Origin of the sequence: Actinacidiphila rubida, from assembly GCF_900110255.1 — a bacterium.
In the GTDB taxonomy this organism is placed as follows: Bacteria; Actinomycetota; Actinomycetes; order Streptomycetales; family Streptomycetaceae; genus Actinacidiphila; species Actinacidiphila rubida.
Genome location: NZ_FODD01000001.1, coordinates 39,356 through 63,640 on the forward strand (window position 1 = coordinate 39,356; position 24,285 = coordinate 63,640).

The following is a 24,285-nucleotide window of genomic DNA, read 5'->3' on the forward strand; positions in this document are numbered from 1 at the left end:
TGGGCGCGGTGAGGTCGGAGGACGCGGTGGCGGTGGCGGACGGGGGCGGCGAGCCCGGGCCGGAGGGCGCGGGCGCCGGGGGTTCGCGCGGGCCCGCGGGCGCCGCGGCGGCGTCCGGGGCGGGCCCCGCGGGGGGCGGGGACGCCGTGGTGCTGGCGGTGCGGCTGGCGGCGGCGGGGCGGGAGCTGCGGGAGCGGGCCGAGGCGCTGGAGGCGTGCCGCCAGGAGGTGTTCGGCGGGGGCGAGCTGCGGCTGGAGGGGGCCGAGGCGGTGCCGACCGCCCGCCCGGCCCTCCCGGCCGACATCGCGCCCGTCGCCGGCCGCGTGCTGTTCGCCGCCAACCCGGCGGAGGTGGCCGGGCCCGGCGACGTCTTCCAGGTGCTGGCCGCGGCCGGTGGCGCCGGGCCGGTGCCGGGGCTGCTGGACGACCCGGAGTTCCTGCGGGACTTCCGCGAGCTGTACCGCTACTACCGCGACACCCGCCTGCTGCGGCTGCGCGTCGACGAGGACCGGCTGCTCGCCGTGTTCCGCACCGGCGCCGAGCCGCCCGACGTCCGCGTGCTGTCGTGGAAGGCCGCCCGCGACGGCTCGTACCGCTACCAGGGCGCGGCCCGCGAGGTGCCGCCGGGCGGCGCGGCGCACGGGATCGTCTGGGCACCCGTCGGCCGTGCCCACCACGTGCCCGGCCGCCACCCGCACATCGCGCTCACCGCGGACGGCGGCGGCCGCGTCACCCTGGACACCACCGGCGGCACGCTGCGGATCGCCACCGGCGAACCGGGCGGCGAGACGGTCCACGAGGAACCCGTCGCGGACGCGCTGCAGTCGCTGGCCGACGCGGAGGCCGCCTACGCCGTCGCGGGCCCGCTGGTGCTGCTGCGGGTGCGGCCGTACCGGGAGGACGCCGACCGGCACTACGTCGTCAACACCCGTACCGCCCGCGTCGACCGGGCCGACGCGCTGGCCCGCAGTCCGCTGCTGCTGCCCGACGGCCAGGGCGTGGTGTTCCCCGGCGGGTACGCGCTCGCCGACGGCGGGCTGCGCACCTTCGACCTCGGCCCCGAAGTCGCCGCCGAGGAGCTGGAGTTCGAGCGGCTGGTGCGCTCACCGGGCGGGGAGGACGTGCTGTACGTCTTCCACGCCGCGGCCGACTGGCGGCGCCTGCTGCTGCCGTACCGGACGCTGCGGCAGGAGGCCGCCGCGCCCCTGCACGTCCAGGGCTGCGCGCTGTTCGAGGACGGCACGCTGCTCACCCTGCGGCCCGCCGACGGCGGCGAGCCCGGCCGCGTGCACACCGTGCAGCGCTGGCGCACCCCCTACTTGGCGGACACCGCGGCGGTGCCCACCGGCGACGGGCCGTTGCAGCGGATCGGCAACGCCGACCTGGTCCGGGCCGTCGCCGACGCCCTCGCGCTGGCCCGCGGCGCCTGCGAGCCCGCGCCCACCGCGGCGGTCCACGAGGCGCTGGCGGCCGCGGCCGACCGCCTCCTGGACCGCCACCACTGGCTGACGGCGCCCCCCGCCGGCGCGGAAGACGGGACGGCGGGCGGCGAGGACGGCGAGGACGGGGCGGGCGGCGGCGCGCCGGCCCGCGCGCTGGCCGCGCCCCTGCTGCGGGTGCGCGACACCGCCCGGCGGATGGCCGCCGCGCACGCCCGCGTCAGGGAGCTGACCGCGCGCGCCGCGCAGGCCGTGGCAGAGGCGGAGGCGCGGATCGCCGCGCTGGGCCGCCGGGTGCGCGGCGAGGCCGCGGCGGACGCCGGTGAGTGGGTGGAGCGGCTCACCGAACTCCGCCGCACGCAGGGCAGGTTGGCATCCCTGCGCGAGGTCGGGTACGTCGACGGGGAGCGGCTGGACGCCCTCGACGCCGCCCTGACCGGGCACTTGGCCCTCGCGGCCGAGCGGGCGGCCGCCTGCCTGGCCGAGGAGCACGCCTTCGACGGCTACCGGCGGCAGGCCGCCGAGAGCGTCGAAGCGGCCGGCGCGATCGCCACCGCCGCGGACGCCGGCCCGATCGCGGCCCGCCTGGCCGGGCAGGCCGCCGGACTGGCGACCGTCACCGAGACGGTGGCCGGGCTCGGCCTGGCCGACGCGACCGTGCGCACCCGCATCCTCGACCTCGCCTCCGCGGTGTTCGCCGAGGTCAACCGGGCCCGCGCGCTGCTGGAGGCACGGCAGCGCGAGCTGACCGCCGCCGAGTCGGCGGCCGAGTTCGCCGCGCAGAGCGCGCTGCTCGCCCAGGAGGTGAACGGCGCGCTGGCCGCCGCGGGCACCCCGGAGGCGTGCGACGACCAGCTGGGCCGCCTGCTGGTCAGGGTGGAGAACCTCGCCACCCGGTTCACCGCCGACCCGCTGCGGCTGGCCGCCCTCGACGCGCGGCGCGAGGAGATCCAGCAGGCGTTCTCCGGCCGCCGCCAGGCACTCGCCGACGAACGAGCGCTGCGGGTACGGCAGCTGGCCGATTCGGCGGCGCGCATCCTGGAGGGGGTGCGGCGCCGGGCCGCCGCCCTGGACTCCCTCGACGACGTCAACGCGTGCTTCGCCGCCGACCCGATGGCCGCCGAACACCGGCGCATCGCGGCCGAACTGCGGGAGCGCGGAGAGGCGGCGCGGGCCGCGGAGCTCGACGCGGCGCTTGCCGCTGCCCGCGAGGACACGGGCCGCGCGCTGCGCGACCGCCTCGACCTGTACGAGGACGGCGGCGCCGTACTGCGCCTGGGCCGCCACCGCTTCCCCGTCAACCCGCAGCCGTTCACCCTGGCGCTCGTCCCGCACGGCGACGGGCTGGCGTTCACCGTCACCGGCACCGACTACCTCGCGCCCGTCACCGACCCGGACTTCGCCGGCACGCGCCGCTTCTGGGACCGCCCGCTGCCCTCGGAATCACCCGGCCTGTACCGGGCGGAGTACCTCGCGGGCTGCCTGCTGCTGGACGCCCTGGCGGCCCGGCGACCGCTCCCGCCGGACCGGGACGCGGCCGCGGCGCTGGTACGGGAGGCCGTCGCGGCGCTGCCCGGCGAGGGGTACGAGCGGGGCGTGCACGACCACGACGCCGCCCTCGTCCTGGCGGAGTTGTCCCGGCTGGCCGCGGGGGCGGGGCTGCTCCGGTACCCGGCCGACGTGCGCGCCGCCGCCCAGGTGTTCTGGACCTGCGGCGCGCCCGCTCCGGCCCGCGCGGCCTGGACCACCCGCGCCCGCTCCCTCAGCCGCGCGGCCGCGGCCTTCGGCGGCGGTCCTGCGCTCGGCGAGCTGGCCGCGGAACTCGGCGATGCCGCAGGGGAGTTCCTGCGGGGCCTGCGGATCGGCCCGCTCGCCCCGGCGGTCGCCCGCGGCGCCGATCCGCACGCTGCCGCGCTGCTCGGGGAGTACCTGGTGGCCGAACTCGGCGACGAGCGGCCGGGGTTCGTGGAAGGCGCCGGCGGCAGGCGGCTGCGCGCCGCCCTCGTCGCGGCGCTCGGCGGGCCCGACGCAGTGCCGTACAAGGAGTTCACCGCCGACCTGGAGGCGCTGGGCGGTGACCCGGCGGCCCGCTGGCAGCTCGCCCAGGCCTGGCTGGCCGGGCTCGGCGGCGCGGACGGCGACGGCGGCGACAGCAGCGGCGACGGCGGCGACAGCGGCGCCGACCGGGCGGAGGCCGCCGCCGCCCTGGTGTGCGGCGAGAGCGCCGACCGCTACCCCGTGGACGCCCCCGTGCGCGCCCGCGTGGCGGGCCTGCTCGGCGCGCACCCGCGCACCGAGGGCCGCCGCCTGGACGTCCGCCTCGACGAACTCCTGTCCCGGGTGCGGCGGTTCCGGGACGAGGAGGTCCCCGCGTACGCGGCCTACCAGCGGCGCAGGACGGCCGTCCTGGACGCCGAGCGCCGTCGCCTGGACCTGGACGCCCACCGGCCGCGCCCGCTGACCGGGTTCGTCCGCAACCGGCTGCTGGACGAGGTGTACCTGCCGCTCGTCGGCGACAGCCTGGCCCGGCAGTTCGGCCCGTCGGGCGGCCTGCTGATGCTGATGTCCCCGCCCGGCTACGGCAAGACGTCGCTGGTCGCGTACGTGGCCGCCCGGCTGGGCCTGGCACTGGTCCAGGTGTCGGGCCCCGCGCTCGGCACCGGCACCACGTCCCTGGATCCGGCGGCCGCCCCGGACGCGGCCGCGCGCCGCGAGGTCGAGAAGATCGACCTGGCGCTGCGGCTCGGCTCCAACGTCCTGCTGTACGTCGACGACATCCAGCACACCTCGCCCGAACTGCTCCAGAAGTTCATCCCGTTGTGCGACGCGCAGCGCCGCGTCGAGGGCCCGGACGGGACGTACGACCTGCGCGGGCGGCGGTTCGCGGTGTGCATGGCCGGCAACCCGTACACCGCCTCCGGCACCGTCTTCCGGGTGCCGGACATGCTCGCCAACCGGGCCGACGTGTGGAACCTCGGCGATGTGCTGGCGGGCCGCGAGGACCTGTTCGCGCTCAGCTACGTGGAGAACGCGCTGACCGCCAACCCCGTGCTCGCGCCGCTGGCCGGGCGCGAACGGTCCGACCTGGAACTGCTGGTGCGGATGGCCGAGGGCGACCCGGCGGCCCGACCGGACGCCCTGCGGCACCCGTACCCGCCGTCCGACCGCGCCGAGATCACCGCGGTGCTGCGCCATCTGCTGCGGGCCCGCCGCACGCTGCTCGCCGTCAACGCCGCGTACATCGCCTCGGCCGGGCAGGCCGCGCACACCCGCACCGAGCCGCCGTTCCTGCTGCAGGGCTCGTACCGCACCATGCGCGCCATCGCGGCGCGGATCCTGCCGGCCATGGACGAGCGCGAACTCGACGCCCTCGTCGGTGACCACTACCGGGCCGAGGCGCAGACCCTCGCGGCCGGCGCGGAGGCGTCGCTGCTCAAGCTCGCCGAGCTGCGCGGCGCCCTGAGCGCCGAACAGGCCGCCCGCTGGGCGCAGGTGAAGCGGGACGCACGCGGGGAGGCGAGCCGGGACGCTGCTGGAGGCGTGCCCTGAGGGGACAGTGCGGGCGGGAACGGCCCAGGTGGTGGAGGCCGTTGGTGGCGTGGCCCGCAGTCGCGGCAACGGCGCCGGGGAGAGCGGCCGTTGGCGGCTTGGGGAAGTCCGTTCAGCGCGGCTCGTGGGCGTGGGTGTCGGTGTCGCGGGTGTCGCGGGGGTCGCGGGACCCGGGGTCCCCCGGTCTCGCGAGCGGCAGGCTTCCGGCCAGCCGCCGGCCGAGCGGGGTGGCGGCGTGCACGACCGTGGCGCCGTGGCGGGTGCTGGCCACCAGGCCGCAGTCGCGCAGCACCGCGGCGTGCCGGCTGGCCGACGGCACCGACACCCCGAGGTGCTGCGCGAGTTCGGTGGTGGACAGCGGTGCGCGCAGCGCGTGCAGCGCCTCCGCCCTTGTGCGGCCCAGGAGTTCGGCCGCCCGGCCGGGTTCCGCCGCGGGCCGGGGCTCGTGCCGGGCCACCGGATAGACCAGCACCGGCGGCAGTTCGGGGTCGATGAGGGTGACCGGCATGCCCCAGCAGAAGTACGCCGGGACGAGCGTCAGCCCGCGCCCCTCCAGATGCAGGTCGCGGTCGTCCGGGTAGTCGGTCTCCAGCACCGGCGCGGACCAGCGCAGGGGCGGCGGCAGGCCGCGCAGCAGCGCCTCGACCCCGCCGTGCAGCAGGTCGTGGGCGCGCACCGCCTGGTCGCCGTGCACGGCGTCCTCGATCACGCGCTGCTGGGGGACGAGCACGCTGTCGCCGTACGCCCGCATGGCGTCGGCCACCGCGGCCAGCCGCCGGGGCCGCCCGCCGGCCAGCTCCCTGACCCAGGACGGCGGCCGCCGGTCGCGGAAGACCCCGGACAGGTCGGAGAGCAGCACGTCGCGGGGCGTCGTCCGCACCGCGTCCAGGGCGGGCGGGAAGCCGGAGGTGTGGCGCGGGGTGAGGAAGTCGGGGAAGTCGCCGACCGGGCCGACCAGCGTGGTCAGCAGGCGCGTCGGGCGGCTGAGCCCGGGGGCGGTCAGCGAGGTGCGGGCGTCGCTGCGCCAGGCACGCAGGGACGGGGGCACCCGCGGGCTCTGCAGCACCGCCAGGCTCAGCACGAGCTCCCACAGCATGTCCGGGCCCCGCACGAGGGTGACCCGGGCCAGGTCGTCCGCGCTGAAGTGGATCCGCAACGCCACGTCGAACTCCCGCCGCACGCCCGCTGCCCCGGTGTTTTCGCTGCGGCTCAATGTAGTGGCCGCACGGGCGCGGCGGGCCCGATCCTGGGGGTCCGCCGATGTCCCGGCGGGAGGCACCGCACCAACGGGGGTGTGAAGGCGGCGGACCGGTCGGTACGCCGCCTTCGCCGACCGGCGGTCCGGCGCCGCGGAAGCGGCGGCGGCCCGGCCGTGCGCGAGGTGCGGTCAGCCGTTGCCGACGCCGTTGCCGGACAGCAGCGCGTCGTCGCTGAGGATGTGCGACAGCGGCTCGTCGCCCTCGATCTGGCTGGAGTTCTCCGCGCACTGCTGGTTCTCCGGCGAGGACAGCACGTTGACGTCCTGGGCGGTCACCGGGATCAGGCCGATCAGCGAGCCGACGTCGGCGTGGCCGGCCAGGGCGACGCACGGCTTGTTCAGCGAGCCCTGGATCAGGCCGATCTGCGGGCTCTCGGTGCCACCGGTCGTGGTGTTGCCCAGCGACTCGGTGGAGCCGTTGCCGTTGACCGTGGTCGTGCCGCGGCCGTCGGTCGGGGCGGCGAGGGCGGTTCCGGCGGTGCCGGTGACCATCGCCGCGGCGAGCCCGCAGACAGCCAGGACGGTACGGATGCGCATGACGCTCCTATCGGTATGAATGTCGGAAAAGCAACATTCCGACCGTCGCATCCGCCGTGCCGGCCGCGGCCCATTTCACCTGAGTGGTGGCGCGCCGCCCGCTGTGCCGCCCGCTGTGCCGCCCGCCGGGGCCCCGGCCGGGTCCCGGCCGAGCGCCGGTCCCAGCAGGCGCGTGCCGCGCATCCGCTCCACCGCAGGGGCGGCCCGCCGGGCGGCCAGCGCCGCCGGCCACGCCACGGCGGCGCCCACGACCAGGGCGGCCAGCACGTCGTGCGGGTAGTGCACGCCGATCCACACCCGCGAGGCCGCCATCAGCACCGCGACGGGCACCGCCACCAGGCCGAGCCTGCGGTTGGCGACCAGCAGCGCCACCGCGCACGCGGTGGCGATGGCGGTGTGGTTGCTCGGGAAGGACCAGTCGCCGAGCCCCGGGCACGGCTCGACGGTGGCGACGTGGATCGTCTGGCACGGCCGCTGCTCGTCGAACAGCGACTTCACCGCGTCGTTGACCAGGAACACCAGCAGGACGACCAGGGGTGCGGCGAGCGCGGTCGCCATCCGGGCCGCGTCGCCGGGCCGGGCCCGCCACCACGCCAGCAGCATGAGCACGGCGAACAGGCCCAGCCCGTAGTCGCTGAAGAACCGGACGGCGTCGTCAAGGGGTACCGGGGTCTGCTGCGCCAGGTGGGTCACCCATCGGTAGAGGCCGGCGTCGAAGTGCGCGGTCACCTGCCCTCCGGGGGCCGGCGGTGCGCGCCGCCCGCGGCCGCGGCCGGGCCGGACGTCTCACCGGAAGCCTCGCCGGACGACTTACCGGCCGACCCGCCGGCCGACGGCGCGTGCGAGCCGGCCGCCGTGCGTCCGCGGCGTCCGCGCCGGACCTCCAGGACGAGGGGGATCAGCGAGAGGACGACGATCACCGCGATGATGGGCAGCAGGTAGGTGTCGACGTGCGGGATCGACGAGCCGAGCGCGTAGCCGCCGAGGACCAGGCCGATCGACCAGACCAGGCCGCCGGCGACCTGCCACACCGTGAACGTGCGGGCGGGTACGCCCAGCGCGCCCGCCAGCGGGTTGAGCACCGTGCGGACCACCGGGATGAAGCGCGCCAGCACCACGGCCTTCGCGTGGCCGTAGCGCTCCAGCATCTCCGACGCCCGGGCCGCGCCCTCGTGCAGCTTCCTGTTCCTGGTTCTGGCCAGCAGCGCGGGTCCGCCGCGCCGCCCGATCACGTAGCCTGTCTGCGCGCCGAGCAGGGCGCCGGCCGCGGCGGCGATCAGCACCTGCCACAGCGACAGGTGCACCGAGTGGGACGATCCGGACACGCAGAGCAGTCCCGCGGTGAACAGCAGCGAGTCACCGGGCAGGAAGAAGCCGACGAGCAGACCGGTCTCGGCGAACATCACGACGGCGATGCCGAGGGCCCCGAAGGACGACAGCAGGGACGTGGCGTCCAGCACGTTCACGGCCTGGTTCAGCTCGGGCAGGGGCATGACGGTGGGGCCCTCCCATAATGGGTCCGGAGGCGCGTTGCCGCGCCTTAACCGTCTACAGTCGTGTAGTCGGTCTACCGAACTGTAGACGAACGAGCGGGAAGGGGCGATCGAGCGATGTCGGACGCCACCGCGGGACGCCGTCCGGCGGGCGAACTGGAGGCGAGCGTGCTCGCCGCCCTGTGGGCGGCCCGCGGGCGCGCCCTCACCCCGGCCGACGTGCAGCGCGAGCTGGGCACGTCCCTGGGCTCCTCACTGGCCCGCACCACGGTCACCACGATCCTGGCCCGGCTCTTCGAGAAGGGCAGCGTCAGCCGCACCCGTTCGGGACGCGGTTACGCCTACCTGCCCGTCCAGGACTCGCCGGGCCTGGCCGCCCGGCGGATGCGCACCGAGCTCGACAAGTCCGCCGACGACGACCGCGGCACCGTACTGGCCCGGTTCGTCTCCGAGCTCGCCCCCGACGACGAGGCGCTGCTGCGTTCCCTGCTCGCGCATGCGGGCGAGTCCGTCGCGGCCGGCGGCACCATATCGGTGGAACCGGCGGAGTTGCTGGAACCGGCGGACACCCCGGACCCGTCTGAGGGGGCGGAACTCCCGGGCGCGCGGACGCACCGCGCGGACCGGACGCACGACCGGACGCACCCGACGGACGGAGGTGCCGGCGGATGAACGTCGCCGTGTGGATCCCCCTGCTGCTGCCCCTGATCGCCGGGCCCGCCGCACGGCGGCTGGCCGACGCGCTGCCGCCGCGGGCCGCCGCGTTTCTGCTCGCCGGTTCCGCCGTCGTCCTCGCCGGCTGCAGCACCGCCGCCCTCGCGCTGCTGGCCGGCGCCGGCGCGCTGCAGCTGCCGCCGATCGCCGCGCTCGGCCACCTGCGGCTGCCGCTCGTCGGCGACGAGGTGACCGGACCCGCCGCCTGCCTGGCCGCCGCCGGGCTGACCGTGGTCTGCGCCGCCCTGGTGCGCACCGCCCGCAGGCACGCCCTGCTCACCGCGCAGGCCCGCCGCACCGCCACCCGCGACGGCAGCGCCGCGGGCGACCTGACCGTCCTCCAGGACCCCGGCCCCGACGCGTACGCGCTGCCCGGCCGCCCCGGCCGGATCGTCGTCACCACCGGCATGCTCAGCGTCCTCGACTCGGACGAGCGGGAGGCGCTGCTCGCCCACGAGCGCGCCCACCTGGCCGGCCGCCACCACCTGTTCCTCACCGCGATCGCGCTGTCCGCCGCCTGCCACCCCGGGCTGCGGATGCTGAGCGCGCCGCTGTCCTACGCGCTGGAGCGCTGGGCCGACGAGGCCGCCGCGGCCGCCGTCGGCGACCGCAGGCTCGCCGCCCGCGCGATCGGCCGCGCCGCCCTGGCCACCGGACCGCGGCCCCGCGCCGCCGCCGCGCTGTCCGCGACCGCGGGCCCGGTGCCGCGCCGGGTCGCCGCGCTGCTCACCGCCGCGCCCGTCCCGCCGTGGCGGGCCCGCGCGCCGCGCGTCATCGCCGCCGTGCTGGCCGCGTGCCTCGCGCTGTCCGCGGCCTGCGCCCTGGAAGCCGCGGACGACCTGCACGGGTCGATCGAGGTCGCCCAGGGCGAGTCGTGACCGGACCGACCGGGTTCGACACCGCGCTCGCCGCGGCGGTCGGCGGCGGCGGCCGCGAGCACGACGTCGACGCCGCCGCCTCCGTGCTGGCCGCCTCGGGCGCGGACGGGGACGCGGCGGCCGCGCGCGCCGCGGCACGCATCGTGCGGGAGAGCGCGGCGCGCGGCTGGACCGTGCCCGACCTGGTGCGGATGACCGGGCGCGAGCTCACCCCCCGCCACCAGCGGCTCGCCGAGGCGGTGCTGCCCGAGGGCCGCGGCCCGGCCGCCTTCGCCGCAGCCGAGCGCCTCGACCGCTTCTCGGCCGCCGCCGCGTTCGTCGAGGTCCTGTGCCTGTGCGCCCGGCTGCCGCGGCTGCCCGACCTGCCGCGCGCGCAGGCCGTCGCCGCGGCCGGTGACCGGCCCGCGTCCAAGATGCTCGGCCGCATCAGGGCGCTGCTGGCCAAGGCCGAGTCCACCGGGTTCCCCGAGGAGGCCGAGGCGCTGTCCGCCAAGGCCCAGCAGCTGATGGCCGCGCACAGCATCGACGAGGCGCTGCTCGGCGACGCCGGCGGCACCGGCGGGTACGGCCCCGGCGCCCGCCGGATCGGCGTGGACCGGCCGTACGAGGGCGCGAAGGCGCTGCTGCTGGACGCGGTGGCCGCGGCGAACCGCTGCGAGGCGGTGTGGGCGAGCGAGTTCGGGTTCTCCACGGTCGTGGGGCATGCCGCGGACCTCGACGCGGTCGAGCTGCTGTACACCTCGCTGCTGGTCCAGGCGGACCGGGCGCTCCACCGGGGCAGGTCCAGGTCGCGCGACTACCGCGAGAGCTTCCTCATCGCGTACGCCGCGGAGATCCGGGAACGGCTCGCCGCCGCGGCCGCCACCGAGGTCGCGGCCCGCCCCGACGAGGCGCTGCTGCCCGCGCTGGCCGCCCGCGACCTGGCCGTCCGCCGCACCCGCGAGCGCCTCTTCCCCACGACCTCCACGACGCGTCTCAAGGGCCGCGACTCCGAAGGCTGGCAAGCCGGCCGCACCACAGCCCGCACCGCCGACCTCTGAAGCCTCCCCCTGCGGGGAGCCCTTCGCCGTCCGCCCGCCCGTTCGTCGCCGGGACGTGTCCCGTTCCCGTCCTGCGGCCGGTGTCCGCTCGCCGATGACGGCGTTGCCCCTGCGGGGCGTGGCGGCGCTCGGCTCAGTCGGAGGTGGGATGCGTCCCGTTCCCGGGGTTCGGCTCCCGCTCCGGGGGGATGGCAGCGTTCCGCCGGACCGTCCGCCCGGCCGTTGGTCGCCGGGACGGCTCCCGTTCCCGGCCTGCGGGCGGTCCGCTGTCCGCATCGCTCGCCGATGACGGCGTACCCGGCTCCCGGGGAGCGCTGGCAGCGGTCCGCCCGTGGGCGGACCGTGGGCCGTGGCCCCCGCTCCGGGGCTTGGCGGCGGCCGGGGGGCGTCCCCCCGCAGCGGGGCTTGGCGGCGTGTGGGGGCCGGGGGTGGGCCGGGTAAGGCGAATGCGCGGCTTTGGCGTAGGGATCGGGGGGAATCGGGTACCCGAAGCGCGTGCGTCGCAGGGTGCGGCGGTGGTCGGACGGAGGGTGCGGGATGGGCGCGGTGGAAGGGGGCGTGGACGTCCTGGTCGTCGGTGCGGGGGTGGCCGGGCTGGCGTGCGCGCAGGACCTGGTGGCGGCCGGGGTCCGGGTGCGGGTGCTGGAGGCGTCCGACGGCGTCGGCGGGCGGATGCGGACCGACGTGCGGGACGGCTTCCGGCTCGACCGCGGCTTCCAGGTGGTCAACACCTCGTACCCGCAGATGAAGCGCCGCATGGACCTGCGGGCGCTGCGGCTGCGGCCGTTCACCCCCGCCGTGCTGCTGGCCACCCCGCGCGGCCGGGTGCGCTTCGCCGATCCGACGCGGGCGCCGCGGCAGGCCGCCGACCTGCTGCCGGGGCGGCTGGCGTCGATGCGCGACCTCGCCGGACTCGTCCTGATGACCGGGCGGGACCTGCTGACGCCGCCCAGCGGCCTCAAGCGCGCCCCGGACCGCACGACGCGGACCGCGCTGGCCGACGCGGCGATCGGCGAGGAGCTGGTGGAGACGCTGTTCCGGCCGTTCCTGTCCGGGGTCTTCCTGGAGGAGGAGCTGGAGACCTCCAGCCGGTTCTTCCACCTGGTGTGGCGCTCGATGCTGCGCGGCACGCTGTGCCTGCCCGAGGAGGGCGTCGCCGCGGTGCCCGAGCAGATGGCCGCCGCCCTGCCCGAGGGCACGGTGCGCCTCGGCACGCCCGTCGAGCGGCTCACCGAGGCCGGCGCCCTGACCGCCTACGGGGACGAGGTCCCCGCGTCCCTGGTCGTCGTCGCGGCCGGGCCCTCCGCGGCGACGGCGCTGCTGCACGGCCTCGACGTGCCGCCGACCCGCTCGGTGACGACGTACTACCACGCGGCCCCGGCCTCGCCGCTGGGCGAGCCCACGCTGCTCGTGGACACCGCCCGGCGGGTGCTGAACACCGTGGTGCTCAGCGAGGTCAGTCCGGCGTACGCGCCGCGCGGCCGGTCGCTGGTGGCCACGTCGGTGCTCGGGGCGGACGACCGGCCCGGCGCCGAGGCGGAGCTCCGCGCGGTGCTCGCGGAGCTGTACGGGACGGACACCGACCGCTGGGAGCCGGTGGCCGCCTACCCCGTCGCGGAGGCGCTGCCCGCGATGGTCCCGCCCTGGCCGCTGACCCGGACCAGCCGGCACTCCCTGGGCCGCTACGTCTGCGGCGACTACCGGGCCACCGGCTCGGTCCAGGGAGCGATGGCCTCGGGCGCCCGCGCCGCCCGCGAGGTCCTCGCCGACCTGCGCGTCTGACGGGCCGTGCCCGACCCGCGGCCCCCGGCGGACCGCGCCGCCGGGGGGCCGGCGGGCCGTCAGGGGGCCAGCGGGTCCTTGGGGGTGGGGCGGACCCGCGCCTCGATCATGGCGCCGAGGCCGCGGACGGCGACGGTGTCGGGGTGCGGCGCGATGTGCACCGGCATGTGGGTGGCCTGGCGGAGCATGAGGTCCAGGCCCGGCATGTGCGCGCTGCCGCCGGCCAGCATGATGCCGCGGTCGGCCAGGTCCGCCACCAGGTCGGGCGGGCTCTGCCGCAGCACGGACGTGATCGCGTCGAGCACCGCGGTCAGCGGCGTCCGCATCGCCGAACGGACTCTCTCCGTCTCGACGGTGACGGTCCGGGCCATGCCGGAGATGACGTCCCGCCCGTGCACCTCGGTCGTGGACGTGCCGCCGAGCATCTGGTGGAGCGGCCGCACCGACTGGCTCGGCAGCATCAACTCGTGCTGGGTGCGGAGGTGTTCGACCACCGCGCGGTCGATCGCGTCGCCGCCGACCGGCACGGTCTGGGCGGAGACGATCGCGCCGAGCGAGAGCACGGCCACGTGGGTGGTGCCGGCGCCGCACACCACGATCATGGTGGCCTCCGGCTGCTCGACGGGCAGCCCGCAGCCGACGGCGGCGGCGATGAGCGTGTCGACCAGTTCCACCTTGCGCGCGCCGAGCCCGTACATGGTCTCGACGGCGGCCCGCAGCGCGATCGGCTCGCTGCCGTGCGGCATGCACACCGCGGCCCGCATGACCGGCATCGGCATGCCGCGGACCATGGACATCCGCATCCAGCGGCGCCCCAGCTTGTCGCCGAGGACGTGCCGCAGCATCCGCTGGGCCATCGCGATGTCGACGACGACGCCGCTGGACACCGGCCGCACGACGCGGATGTGCTGCGGGGTGCGGCCGGCCATCGTCTCGGCGCGGGAGCCGACGGCGATCAGCGCGCCGCTGCGCACGTCGACCGCGGCCACGCTCGGCTCGTCCACGACGAGCCCGCTGTTGCGCAGGTAGACACGGGTGCGGGCGGCGCCGATGTCGACCGCGATGGAGCAGCGCTTGAGGTGTTCCAGGGTGGGCGTCAGCGGCCCTGACGCCAGGTGCGGGTTCACAGAAGGACACCTCCGGTGCGGCTGTCGGCCTGGTGGTAGGTGGCGAGCGCCCAGATGACGAAGATGTCGATGGCCACCATGACGATCGCCCAGATCGGCTGGTAGGGAAGGAACATGAAGTTCGCGATCATGTTCAGGCCGGCGATGAGGATGCCGGCCCAGCGCGCCCACTCCAGGCCGCGCAGCACGCCGTAGCCGACCAGGACGGCGACGACGCCCAGCACCAGCTGGATCCAGCCCCAGGACTGGACGTTGAACTTGTACGCGTACGTGCCCCGGGTCACCACGTAGATCGCGTCCTTGTTGATGCCGACGATGCCCTCGAGGATCGCCATCACGCCGCCGATCAGCAGCAGCAGACCGGCGAAGACCGTGCCGCCCGCCGCCCACGCGGCCCGCGCGTCGTCCTGCCGGGGGTGGCGGCCGCCGGGCGGGGTCGGCCCGCTGGACGGGCCGGAGGGCCTGGGACCGGTCGGACCCGGGGGTTTGGACCCGGGCGGGGGAGGTTGGGAGGGGGGGTCCTGATGGCTCATGCGGGGTCTCCCGGGGACTTCGTGGTCCGGTGCGAGGGCCGGTCCGTGGTCCGTGTGCGTGAGTGGTCGGCGAAGGTGACCTCAAAGGTTTTGACGGATGGTCGGATTTTGCGACCGTTGTTGCGCCGTCCGGGGAGCCGCCGTCCGGGGAAACGCCCCCGTCCGGCGTAGTACCGGCCCCGGGAACGCCGTTCGGACCGCTACTCGGCCTCCTCCAGGCGGAAGCCGACCTTCATCCCCACCTGGTAGTGCTCCACCTCGCCGTCCACGATGTGCCCGCGCACCTGGGTGATCTCGAACCAGTCGAGCCCGCGCAGGGTCTGCGCGGCCCGGCTGATGCCGTTGCGCACGGCGGCGTCCACGCCGTCGTGCGCGGTGCCGACGATCTCGGTGACGCGGTAGGTGTGCTCGGCCATGACGGGTCCTCTCGGGGTCGGTCCGGCGCGATCCGCGGATCCGCGCGGATCCTCGGTCAGTGGTGGAAGGCGGTGGCCACGTTCTCGGGGCGGCCCAGCGGGCGGGGCTGGGCGCACAGTTCCGGCAGCAGCCGCTCGACGTCGCCCATCAGCAGGCTGGCGAGGTCCTCGGAGAAGCCGTTGCGGCACACGAGGCGCAGCACGGCCAGGTCCTCGCGGTCCTTGGGATAGGTGTAGGCGGGCACCAGCCAGCCCTGCTCGCGCAGCCGCCGCGACATGTCGAAGACGTCGAAGTTCTTCACGTCGGGCGCGGTGGTGAGGGCGAACACCGGCAGCTGGTCCCCGCGGGTGATGAGCCGGAACTGGTCGTGGGCGTCGAACTGCCGGGCCAGCGACGTCGCCACGTCCCGGCAGCTCTGCTGGACCGCGCGGTAGCCGTCGAAGCCCAGCCGCAGGAACGAGTAGTACTGCGCGACGACCTGGGCGCCGGGCCGGGAGAAGTTCAGCGCGAAGGTGGGCATGTCGCCGCCGAGGTAGTTCACCCGGAACACCAGCTCCTCGGGCAGCTCCTCGTGGTCGCGCCACAGCGCCCAGCCGACGCCCGGGTACACCAGCCCGTACTTGTGTCCCGAGGTGTTGATGGAGGCGACGCGCGGCAGCCGGAAGTCCCAGACCAGGTCCGGGTCGAGGAACGGCGCGATCATCCCGCCGGAGGCGCCGTCGACGTGCACCGGGACGTGGTGGCCGGTGGCCCCCTCGTAGTCGTCGAGGGCGGCGCAGATCTCGGCGACCGGCTCGTAGGAGCCGTCGAAGGTCGAGCCGAGGATGGCGATGACGCCGATGGTGTTCTCGTCGACGAGCTCCAGCGCGGCCTCGGCGTCCAGGTGCAGCCGGTCGCCGCGCATCGGCGCCAGCCGCGGCTCGACCTCCCAGAACGTGCAGAACTTCTCCCAGCACACCTGCACGTTGGCGCCCATCACCAGGTTGGGCTTGGCGGTCGCCGGATAGCCGGGGTTGCGCTTGGCCCAGCGGCGCTTGAGCGCCATGCCGGCGAGCATGCACGCCTCGGACGAGCCGGTGGTGGAGCAGCCGATCGTCTTCTCGGGGTCCGGCGCGTTCCACAGGTCGGAGAGGATCGCCACGCAGCGCCGCTCCAGCTCGGCGGTACGCGGGTACTCGTCCTTGTCGATCATGTTCTTGTCGACGGACTCCGTCATCAGCAGGGTGGCCTGGGGCTCCATCCAGGTGGTGACGAACGTGGCCAGGTTCAGCCGGGCGTTGCCGTCGAGCATCAGCTCGTCGTGCACCAGCTGGTACGCCGCCTGCGGCGCCATCGGCCCCTGGGCCAGCCGGTGCTTGGGCGGCGCGGCCTCCATGCCGCCCACCGGGTCGGCCTCCCCGACGAACGGGTTGACGGCGACGTTGGGCGAGGCGCCGGAGCCCTTGTGGAGTGACATGACGGAAGACCTCCCGGCCGGATGTGGGCCGTTGCCGCGGTGGACAGGTGTACCAACCGTGACGATAAGGGCATTCCGCCCACCCCGCAGGGCGGTGGACGACGGGAACCCGCTCCGCTCGGGCGGGCAGGCGTGCGGTGCCCGAGGTGAAGGGGCGGTCGAGGTCCCGGCCTACGGGGCGTCAGCGGGGACCAGCACCACGGCGGTGCCGTACGCGCAGACCTCCGTGCCGACGTCCGCCGCCTCGGTGACGTCGAACCGCATCATGAGGACCGCGTTCGCGCCGCGGGCCTTGGCCTGCTCGACCAGGCGCTCCATGGCCTGGTTGCGGGTCTGCACCAGCGTCTTGGTCAGGCCCTTCAGCTCGCCGCCGACCATCGACTTCAGGCCGGCGCCGATCTGGCTGCCCAGGTGACGCGAACGCACGGTCAGGCCGAACACCTCGCCGATCACCCGGTCCACCCGGAAACCGGGGGCGTCGTTGGTCGTCACCACGAGGATGTCCGAGCCCTGGGCCTGCCCGCCGCCGTATTCGTCGATGCTCATGGCAGCAGACTGCCCGGGGCCCGGACATCGCACACCCGCTGCTAGTCCAGGCGCGGCTGCTCGTCGGGCGCCGGGCAGATCCGCCGGCCCTCGCGGTCGAAGACGTACAGGTGCGCCAGGTCGACCAGCAGCGGCACCCGGTCGCCGCGGCTGAGCCGGATGTCCGGGCCGGTGCGCACCACCAGGTCGCCGGTCTGCGTCTCCGGTGGCGACGCCGGACGGTCCATCACCGACACCGGGCCGCGGCCCGGCGCGTGGTCCGGACGCGGCGGCAGGCCGCCGGACGCGGGCGCGTCGCGTTCCAGCACGGTCGACTGGATGCGCCGGGCCGCCTTGTGGGCGAGCCGGCCGATCCCGCCGGGGCTGCCGGCCGCCCGGCGCGAGCCGGCCCGGCCGCCGTTCGCCGCCGGCCGCGGTGCCTCCAGCTCGGGCACGATCGCCGGGCGCGATCCGGTGTTCAGGTGCACCAGCGACTCGTGGCCCTGGTACTCGACGTGCTCGACGATGCCGCTGATCACGACCTCGCCGGCGTGCGCCTGGCTGGGCTGGGCGATGCGCACCGCCTCCGAGCGCAGCCCGACGATGATCGGGCGGCCCTGCTGGATGCGCAGCATCTGGTGGTCCAGGCTCAGCGGTTCCGGCAGCCCGAGCCGCTGGCGGCCGAAGTCGATCCACATGCCGCCGCCGAGCGGCGCGATCACGGTGGCCTGCAGCAGGTTGATCCGCGGGGTCCCGACGAACGCGGCGACGAAGACGTTCTCCGGCAGGTGGTACGCCGCCCGCGGCGGGCTGACCTGCTGCAGGACACCGCTGCGCATGATCGCGACGCGGTCGCCCAGCGACATCGCCTCGGCCTGGTCGTGCGTGACGTACACGGTGGTGACGCCCATGCCATGGGTGAGGCGGGCGATCTCCGCGCGCAGGTGGGAGCGGAGCTTGGCGTCCAGGTTGGACAGCGGCTCGTCCATCAGGAAGACCGAGGGGTGACGGGAGATCGCCCGTCCCATCGCCACGCGCTGCCGCTCGCCACCGGACAGCTGGCCCGGGTAGCGGTCGAGGATCTCCTCGATGCCCAGGATGCGGGCGGTCTCGTCGACGCGGGGGCCGGGCTCCTCGCCCGGCATCTCGAAGCGCAGCGGGAAGCCGATGTTCTCGCGGCTGGTCATGCTGGGGTACAGGGCGAAGTTCTGGAAGACCATCGCCATCCTGCGGTCGCCGGGCGCGAGGTCGTTGGAGTACTCGCCGTCCAGCAGCAGTTCACCGGTGGTGATGTCCTCGAGGCCCGCGATCATGCGCAGCACGGTCGACTTGCCGCAGCCCGAAGGCCCGAGCAGCACGAGGAACTCGCCCGGCGCGATGTCCAGGGAGAACCGGTCGACCGCCGGAGACGGCTGCTTCGGGTAGTACTTGGAAACTTCGTGCAGGGAGATGGCGCGAGTCATAACGGGAGCCGCCAGAGTTGGTCGGACTTGGTGACGGGGCACGTGGGGGGAAGACTTGCGTGACGCACGGGTGACGCTGCGGAGAAGGTAGTGCACTACCGGTCAGTTGCGGAACGTTTGTATCAACACTGGATTGATAGTTTTGGATCGTGATGAACCTCGCGCTGGGCCCGAGCTGGCTCGACCCCGACCACCTGATCAACACCTACGGCCTGTGGGGCGTTCTGCTGATCGTGTTCGCCGAGTCAGGGCTGCTGATCGGCTTCTTCCTGCCCGGCGACTCGCTGCTGTTCACCACCGGTCTGCTGGTCGCGTCGGGCACCCTGCACCAGCCGCTGGCCCTGGTCGCGGCGCTCATCGCGATCGCCGCGGTGGCCGGTGAGCAGGTCGGTTACCTCTTCGGGCGCAAGGTCGGGCCCTCGCTGTTCCGGCGGCCGGATTCCCGGCTGTTCAAGATGGAGAACATCGAGAAGGCGCACGCGTTCTTCGAGCACCACGGCCCCAAAGCCATCGTGATGGCCTGCTTCGTGCCGATCGTGCGGACGTTCACCCCGATCGTCGCGGGCGTCAGCCGGATGAACTACCGCACCTTTCTCACCTACAACCTCATCGGCGGCACGATGTGGGGCGCGGGCGTCACCGTGCTGGGTTACTGGCTCGGCCAGATCGAATTCGTGCACAAGAACATCGAGGCGATGCTCGTCCTCGTCGTGCTGATCTCCGTCGTGCCGATCGCCATCGAGTACCTGCGGTCCCGCGGCAAGGGCAAGGGCAAGAGCGCCGAGGGCGGGAGCGCCGCCCGGGCGGCGGGCACCGCGCACTCCGGCGGGCAGGCGCCGGCCGAGAGCGAGGCGCTGTCCTCGCCGCGCGGCGGCGGACGGCACCGGGCGCAGAAGCGCTGAACCCGTAGTGACAGACGAGCACGGCACCCCGGACGGCACTCCGGACGGCCCCGCGGACGGCGGCCCGCCGGCGTCCGGCCCCGGCGGGGCGGCGCCCGGCACCCCCTCGCCCGGCACCCCCTCGACGGGCATCCCCTCGACCGGCGTCCCGGCGTCCCAGGGGTCCGCCTTCACCCCGCCCGAGGGCTTCCCGGTGATCGCGGCGCCGCCCGAAGGCGCGCTGTGGCAGGACCGGATGCGCACCATGCTGCGGATGCCGTCCACCGAGCGCCCGGCGCCCGCCGAGCGGCATCCCGGCAGCACCGTGCCGGTGCCGCGCGTCCTCGACCTGACGCTCCGCATCGGCGAGCTGCTGCTGGCCGGCGGCGAGGGCGCCGAGGACGTCGAGGCGGCGATGTTCGGCGTCGCGTTCGCGTACGGGCTGCCGCGGGTCGAGCCGACCGCCACGTTCACCCTGCTCGGCATCTCGTACCAGCCGGCGCTGACCGAGCCGCCGCTCACCATGAGCCGCACCGTGCGGCGGCGCGGCACCGACTACACCCGGCTCGCCGCGGTCTTCCACCTGGTCGACGGGATCACCGCGCACGAGGTGAGCCTGGAGGACGCCTACCGCCGCCTCGCCGACATCCGCCGCAACCGGCACCCGTACGGCAGCTGGGTGCTCACCGGCGCCGCCGGGCTGCTGGCCGGCGCGGCGAGCCTCCTGGTCGGCGGCAGCCTGATCATCTTCGTGGCCGCCGCGCTGGCCGCGATGCTCGGCGACCGCCTCGCGTGGCTGCTGGCCGCCCGCGGGCTGCCGGAGTTCTACCAGTTCGCGGTGGCGGCGATGCCCGCGGCCGCGATGGGCGTGGTCGTCGACCGGTACGCGCACTGGATCCCGGGCGCCACCGGCGTGCAGTCCTCCGCGGTGATCACCGGTGGCCTGTTCGCGCTCTTGCCCGGCCGCGCCCTCGTCGCGGCCGTGCAGGACGGCCTCACCGGCTTCTACATCACCGCGTCCGCGCGCCTGCTCGAAGTGGTCTACCTGGTCGTCGGCATCGTCATCGGCGTCACGCTGATCCTGTACGCCGGGGTGGGCCTGGGCGCCGACCTCAACCCCGACCAGGCGCTGCGCGCCTACGACCACCCGTGGGTGCAGCTCGTGGCGGCCATGGTGCTGACGCTGGCGTTCGCGGTGCTGCTCCAGTGCGAGCGCGGCGTGCTGCTGCTGGCGACCGTCAACGGCGGCATCGCGTGGACGGTCTTCGGCGTGCTGCACCAGCAGGCCGGCGGCAACCAGGTCGCCTCCACCGCCGCGGCGGCCGGGCTCGTCGGCCTGTTCGGCCAGCTGATGGCCCGCTACCGGTACGTCTCGGTGCTGCCCTACGTCACCGCGGCGATCGGCCCGCTGCTGCCCGGCTCCGCGACGTACTTCGGCCTGCTGGCCCTGACCCAGCACCACCTGAACCAGGGACTCACCCAGCTCACCAAGGCCGCGGCGCTGGCCATGGCCATCGCCATCGGCGTCAACCTCGGGGGCGAGATCGCCCGGCTGGTGCTGAAGACGCCGGGGCCGCCCGGGCCGCGCCGGGCCGCCAAGCGCACCCGCGGCTTCTGACCGCGGGCGCGCCGGGCGCCCGGCGGCCGGGGAGCCGGGGCGTCAGCCCTGCGCGGGGTGCAGCAGGTCCTCCAGCTCCAGCCGGCGCAGGAACTCCACCCGCATCCGGTCCGCGACGGCGTTCACCACCGCCGCGCCGTCGTCGGTGGGGTCGACGTGCACCCGGAACGGCCGGTGGCCCTTGCCGGTGTCCACGACGGCGACGATCGCCCGGGCCACCTCGGCGACGTCCGCGCCCTCCGGCTCCAGCCGCTGCATCCGCTGCCCGATCTGCTCCATCAGGCCGCTGTACAGCTCGTCGTACTCCTTGACGACCGCCTCGTCGGCCGGGTGGCCGGCGTGCGCGTAGTGGTTGGTGCCGCTGGTGAACGAGCCGGGCACCACGATCGTGGTCTCGATGCCGAACCGCGCGACCTCCAGGGAGTAGCTGGCGGCCAGCGCGTCCATGGCGGCCTTGGCGGCGAAGTACGGCCCCAGGTACGGGGGCGTGCCACCGCGGGTGCTGGTGCTGCCCACCCACAGCAGCAGCCCGTCCCGGCGGGCCCGCATGTGCGGCAGCACGGCCTGGTTCACCCGCTGCGCGCCCAGCACGTTGATGTCGTAGAGCTGCACGTACTGCTCGGTCGAGAACGCCTCCGCGGGCCCGGTCACCATGTGCCCGGCGTTGTGGACGACGACGTCCAGGGCGGGCTGCTCGGCGAGGATCGAGGCGACGGCCGCGCGGGCCGACTCCCCGGACTGCACGTCGAGCTCCACGGTGCGCAGGTCGCGGCCGTGCTCGGCCGCCCAGTCGGCGGCCTCCGCGACCTTGGGGGCGTTGCGCCCGCCGGTGTCGCGCATGCTCGCGTAGACGATGTGGCCGGCCTGGGCCAGCGCCCGGGCGGCCAGCGCGCCGAAGCCGCTGGAGGCGCCGGTGACGAGAACGGTGGACATGAGGTGCCTCCGGTCAGGTGAAGGTGATCACGGAGCGGACGCCGCCGTGCCCCTGGGCCATCGCGTCCAGGGTGGCCGGCGCCTCGTCGAGGGTGATGGGCCGGAACTCCGGCAGGATGCCCTGCGCGACCGAGAACTCCAGGGTGTCGCGCAGGTCGTGCGGCGACCCCGAGGGGTTGGCCATGGCGTGCAGCCGGTTCAGCACCATGGGCGAGGTGGGGAGCGTCAGCGGCTCCGGGCCGTAGCCGCAGAGCACGAGCGTGCCGTCGGGCGCGAGGCCGCCGAAGGTGGCCTGCGCGGCGGCGGTGGACGGCGCGGCGCTCAGGATGACGTCGGCGCCCTGCGCCCACCTCTGGAGCGCTTCGCCGGGGTCGCCCTCCTCGGTGGCCACGAAGATCTCGGCGCCGAGCTGCTTGGCCCGGTCCTCGCCGTGGCGGGAGCGGCCGATCGCCGCGACCCGGGCGCCGATCGCCGCGGCGTAGCGGATCGCGAGGGCGCCGACACCGCCGGTGCCGATCACCGCGACCTTCGAGCCGGGGACCGCCCCGGCCTGCCGCAGGCCGTTGAACGCGGTGATGCCCGCGCACATCAGCGGGGCGCCGGCCACCGGGTCGAGCCCGGCCGGCAGCTCGGTGACGAAGCCGGCCTTGAACACCGCGTACTCGGCGTAGCCGCCGTCCACGACGATCCCGGTGATCTTCTTCTCGCGGCACAGGATCTGGTCGCCGCGCCGGCAGTACTCGCAGTGGCCGCACGAGTCGTTGAGGAACTGCGCGCCGACGACCGTGCCCTCGGTCGGCCAGGTCACGCCGGGCCCGGTCGCCACGACCGTGCCGGTGACCTCGTGGCCGGGCACGACGGGGAAGCGGGCGAAGGGGTAGTGGCCCTGGAGCAGGCCGAGGTCGGTGAAGCACACGCCGCACGCGATCATCTTGACGAGCACTTCGCCGGGTCCGGGTTCGGGTACGTCCAGTTCGGTCAGGCTGAGCGGCTCTCCGGCCGCGGTGGCAAGTCCGGCACGCATCGCGCACCTCCCGATGGTGGTGGGCGGGGATATGTCCTGGAATGGGAACTGCTGCACGGCCGAGTATTCTCGCGGGCCGGACGGCTGTCCAAGGCCGGTCCTGCCGCCATCGATACCCGCACGGCATCGACCCTGGACCTCGCACCGACCGGAGCTGGGAGCCATGCAAGAACCGTTGCTGGACCTGCGGAAAGTCCGCTACTTCGTCGCGGTCGCCGAGCGGCTGCACTTCGGCCGCGCAGCCCTCGATCTCAGGATCAGCCAGCCGGCGCTCTCCCGCCAGGTGCGGCAGCTGGAGCACGACCTCGGCACCGACCTGTTCGTGCGCACCAGCCGCGAGGTGGCGCTGACCCCGGCCGGCGAGCAGCTGCTGCACGACGGCCACCAGCTGCTGGCCGCCGCCCACCGGGCCAGGGAGCGGGCGCGCCGCGCCGGCGGCCAGGACCGGCTGACCGTCGGGTTCATGCTCGGGGTGCGCCTCGACCCGCTGCTGGAGGCGTTCGGCGGCGCGCACCCGGAAGCCGCCGTCCGCCTGGAGCGCCTGCGCTGGTGGAACCACGGCGAGGCGCCGCGCGACGGCCGGGTCGACGTCGGGGTGATCCGGCTGCCCGTGCGGTCGGCGGAGGGCCTGCGGATGCTGACGCTCGGTCAGGAACGGCTGGTCGCGGCGGTGCCCGCGGAACACCCGCTGGCCGGACGGCCCTCCGTGCCGATCACCGCGTTCGCCGACGAGCCGGTGCTGCGGTACGCCGACGCCGGGCCCGCGTGGAACGCGTTCTGGACGGTCGACCCGCGTCCGGACGGCACCCGGCCCGCCGCCGGGCCCGAGGTGCGGGACATGGAGGAGATCCTCGCGTACGTGCGGGCCGGCAGCGGCGTCGCGTTCCTGCCCGAGACCGTGAGCGCGGCCTTCGCCCGGCCGCACATCGCCTACGTGCCGGTGTCCGGCGTGCCGGCCGGAACCGTGGTGCTGGCCTGGCCGGTGGCGCGCCCCACCGAACTCACCCGGGCCTTCGTCGACACCGTGCGGGCCTTCACCCAGCCCTGAGACGGCGGCGGGCGGTGCGGGACCGTGAAGGCCCGCACCGCCCGCCGCACGCGGTCCGCCGGCTCAGTGGCCGTGGCCGCTCTCCTTCAGACGGCGGAAGGACTCCTCGATCTCGGCCTCGGCCTCGGCGCGGCCGACCCAGTCCGCGCCCTCGACGGACTTGCCGGGCTCCAGGTCCTTGTAGACCTCGAAGAAGTGCTGGATCTCCAGCCGGTCGAACTCGCTGACGTGGTGGATGTCGCGCAGGTGCTCGACGCGCGGGTCCGACGCCGGCACGCAGAGCACCTTGTCGTCGCCGCCGGCCTCGTCGGTCATCCGGAACATGCCGATCGCGCGGCAGGTGATCAGGCAGCCCGGGAACGTCGGCTCGTCCAGCAGCACGAGCGCGTCCAGCGGGTCACCGTCCTCGCCCAGGGTGTTCTCGACGAAGCCGTAGTCCGCCGGGTAGCTGGTCGAGGTGAAGAGGCGGCGGTCCAAGCGGATACGACCGGTCTCGTGGTCCACCTCGTACTTGTTCCGCGAACCCTTCGGGATCTCGATCGTGACGTCGAACTCCAAGGCCCTACTCCT

At 75.2% G+C, this 24,285-nt stretch carries 20 protein-coding genes and 1 pseudogene; 8 read left to right on the forward strand and 13 right to left on the reverse strand.

The annotated features are described in order from the left end of the window. The first annotated feature begins 8 nt into the window (after positions 1 to 8). Positions 9 to 4,988, forward strand: coding sequence for a DNA repair ATPase (locus tag BMW99_RS00180; RefSeq protein ID WP_177226043.1), 4,980 nt, complete (start codon positions 9 to 11; stop codon positions 4,986 to 4,988). Between the two features lie 112 nt (positions 4,989 to 5,100). Here the strand turns inward: BMW99_RS00180 and BMW99_RS00185 are convergent, their stop codons facing one another. From BMW99_RS00185 to BMW99_RS00200, 4 genes are all read right to left on the reverse strand, one after another. After that, complete coding sequence (locus BMW99_RS00185; protein ID WP_245791110.1) at positions 5,101 to 6,201, reverse strand: winged helix-turn-helix domain-containing protein; 1,101 nt, start codon at positions 6,199 to 6,201, stop codon at positions 5,101 to 5,103. A 174-nt stretch (positions 6,202 to 6,375) separates the two neighbouring features. Further along, the gene (locus BMW99_RS00190) at positions 6,376 to 6,783 is read right to left on the reverse strand and encodes a rodlin (RefSeq protein WP_069465519.1); all 408 of its coding nucleotides are present in this window, start codon (positions 6,781 to 6,783) and stop codon (positions 6,376 to 6,378) included. Between the two features lie 75 nt (positions 6,784 to 6,858). Continuing rightward, complete coding sequence (locus tag BMW99_RS00195; RefSeq protein ID WP_069465518.1) at positions 6,859 to 7,512, reverse strand: phosphatase PAP2 family protein; 654 nt, start codon at positions 7,510 to 7,512, stop codon at positions 6,859 to 6,861. Beyond that, positions 7,509 to 8,276, reverse strand: coding sequence for a DedA family protein (locus BMW99_RS00200; protein ID WP_079138733.1), 768 nt, complete (start codon positions 8,274 to 8,276; stop codon positions 7,509 to 7,511). Before BMW99_RS00200 ends, BMW99_RS00195 begins: the two co-directional genes overlap by 4 nt. 117 nt (positions 8,277 to 8,393) lie before the next feature. On the opposite strand from BMW99_RS00200, the pseudogene BMW99_RS00205 reads away from it, so the two are divergent. The 4 genes and pseudogenes from BMW99_RS00205 to BMW99_RS00220 all read left to right on the forward strand — a co-directional run. After that, positions 8,394 to 8,768 (forward strand): annotated as a pseudogene (locus BMW99_RS00205) (BlaI/MecI/CopY family transcriptional regulator); the annotation flags it as partial. A gap of 176 nt (positions 8,769 to 8,944) precedes the next feature. Continuing rightward, positions 8,945 to 9,868: a M56 family metallopeptidase gene (locus tag BMW99_RS00210; RefSeq protein ID WP_075016016.1), complete on the forward strand. Its 924-nt coding sequence runs from the start codon at positions 8,945 to 8,947 to the stop codon at positions 9,866 to 9,868. Continuing rightward, positions 9,865 to 10,908 carry a DUF2786 domain-containing protein gene (locus BMW99_RS00215; protein ID WP_075016017.1) on the forward strand — a complete coding sequence of 348 codons (1,044 nt, stop codon included), beginning with the start codon at positions 9,865 to 9,867 and terminating at the stop codon, positions 10,906 to 10,908. The genes BMW99_RS00210 and BMW99_RS00215 overlap by 4 nt, the downstream gene beginning before the upstream one ends. Before the next feature lie 537 nt (positions 10,909 to 11,445). Continuing rightward, the gene (locus BMW99_RS00220) at positions 11,446 to 12,690 is read left to right on the forward strand and encodes an NAD(P)/FAD-dependent oxidoreductase (RefSeq protein ID WP_075016018.1); all 1,245 of its coding nucleotides are present in this window, start codon (positions 11,446 to 11,448) and stop codon (positions 12,688 to 12,690) included. A gap of 59 nt (positions 12,691 to 12,749) precedes the next feature. Here the strand turns inward: BMW99_RS00220 and BMW99_RS00225 are convergent, their stop codons facing one another. The 6 genes from BMW99_RS00225 to BMW99_RS00250 all read right to left on the reverse strand — a co-directional run bounded on the left by BMW99_RS00225 (position 12,750) and on the right by BMW99_RS00250 (position 18,211). Next, entirely contained in the window at positions 12,750 to 13,790 is a 1,041-nt protein-coding gene (locus BMW99_RS00225) for a rod shape-determining protein (protein ID WP_075016093.1), read from the reverse strand. 23 nt (positions 13,791 to 13,813) lie between these two features. Continuing rightward, positions 13,814 to 14,350: a DUF7144 family membrane protein gene (locus BMW99_RS00230; protein ID WP_075016019.1), complete on the reverse strand. Its 537-nt coding sequence runs from the start codon at positions 14,348 to 14,350 to the stop codon at positions 13,814 to 13,816. Between the two features lie 200 nt (positions 14,351 to 14,550). After that, a complete protein-coding gene (locus tag BMW99_RS00235) occupies positions 14,551 to 14,766 on the reverse strand; it encodes a dodecin (protein ID WP_075016020.1) in 216 nt (71 codons plus the stop codon). A gap of 56 nt (positions 14,767 to 14,822) precedes the next feature. Next, positions 14,823 to 16,223 carry a glutamate decarboxylase gene (locus tag BMW99_RS00240; protein ID WP_069462430.1) on the reverse strand — a complete coding sequence of 467 codons (1,401 nt, stop codon included), beginning with the start codon at positions 16,221 to 16,223 and terminating at the stop codon, positions 14,823 to 14,825. A 171-nt stretch (positions 16,224 to 16,394) separates the two neighbouring features. Continuing rightward, positions 16,395 to 16,769 (reverse strand): YbjQ family protein, encoded by a 375-nt coding sequence (locus BMW99_RS00245; RefSeq protein ID WP_069462431.1) that lies wholly within the window; start codon positions 16,767 to 16,769, stop codon positions 16,395 to 16,397. 41 nt (positions 16,770 to 16,810) lie between these two features. Then, complete coding sequence (locus BMW99_RS00250; RefSeq protein WP_069462432.1) at positions 16,811 to 18,211, reverse strand: ABC transporter ATP-binding protein; 1,401 nt, start codon at positions 18,209 to 18,211, stop codon at positions 16,811 to 16,813. Positions 18,212 to 18,363: 152 nt separating this feature from the next. On the opposite strand from BMW99_RS00250, the gene BMW99_RS00255 reads away from it, so the two are divergent. Further along, the gene (locus BMW99_RS00255; protein ID WP_069462433.1) at positions 18,364 to 19,113 is read left to right on the forward strand and encodes a DedA family protein; all 750 of its coding nucleotides are present in this window, start codon (positions 18,364 to 18,366) and stop codon (positions 19,111 to 19,113) included. A gap of 7 nt (positions 19,114 to 19,120) precedes the next feature. Further along, positions 19,121 to 20,710: a threonine/serine exporter family protein gene (locus BMW99_RS00260; protein ID WP_245791111.1), complete on the forward strand. Its 1,590-nt coding sequence runs from the start codon at positions 19,121 to 19,123 to the stop codon at positions 20,708 to 20,710. Positions 20,711 to 20,752: 42 nt separating this feature from the next. On the opposite strand, the gene BMW99_RS00265 is transcribed toward BMW99_RS00260, so the two are convergent. Together BMW99_RS00265 and BMW99_RS00270 are read right to left on the reverse strand one after the other, a co-directional pair. Beyond that, on the reverse strand, positions 20,753 to 21,643 hold the full coding sequence (locus tag BMW99_RS00265) for an SDR family NAD(P)-dependent oxidoreductase (RefSeq protein WP_069462434.1): 891 nt from the start codon (positions 21,641 to 21,643) through the stop codon (positions 20,753 to 20,755). Positions 21,644 to 21,656: 13 nt separating this feature from the next. Then, complete coding sequence (locus BMW99_RS00270) at positions 21,657 to 22,724, reverse strand: alcohol dehydrogenase catalytic domain-containing protein (RefSeq protein WP_245791112.1); 1,068 nt, start codon at positions 22,722 to 22,724, stop codon at positions 21,657 to 21,659. Between the two features lie 106 nt (positions 22,725 to 22,830). Between BMW99_RS00270 and BMW99_RS00275 the strand changes: the two genes are divergently transcribed. After that, the gene (locus BMW99_RS00275) at positions 22,831 to 23,715 is read left to right on the forward strand and encodes a LysR family transcriptional regulator (RefSeq protein ID WP_069462436.1); all 885 of its coding nucleotides are present in this window, start codon (positions 22,831 to 22,833) and stop codon (positions 23,713 to 23,715) included. A gap of 63 nt (positions 23,716 to 23,778) precedes the next feature. Here BMW99_RS00275 and BMW99_RS00280 read toward each other — a convergent pair whose 3' ends face one another. Further along, positions 23,779 to 24,273: an inorganic diphosphatase gene (locus BMW99_RS00280; RefSeq protein ID WP_069462437.1), complete on the reverse strand. Its 495-nt coding sequence runs from the start codon at positions 24,271 to 24,273 to the stop codon at positions 23,779 to 23,781. Between the last annotated feature and the right edge of the window lie 12 nt (positions 24,274 to 24,285).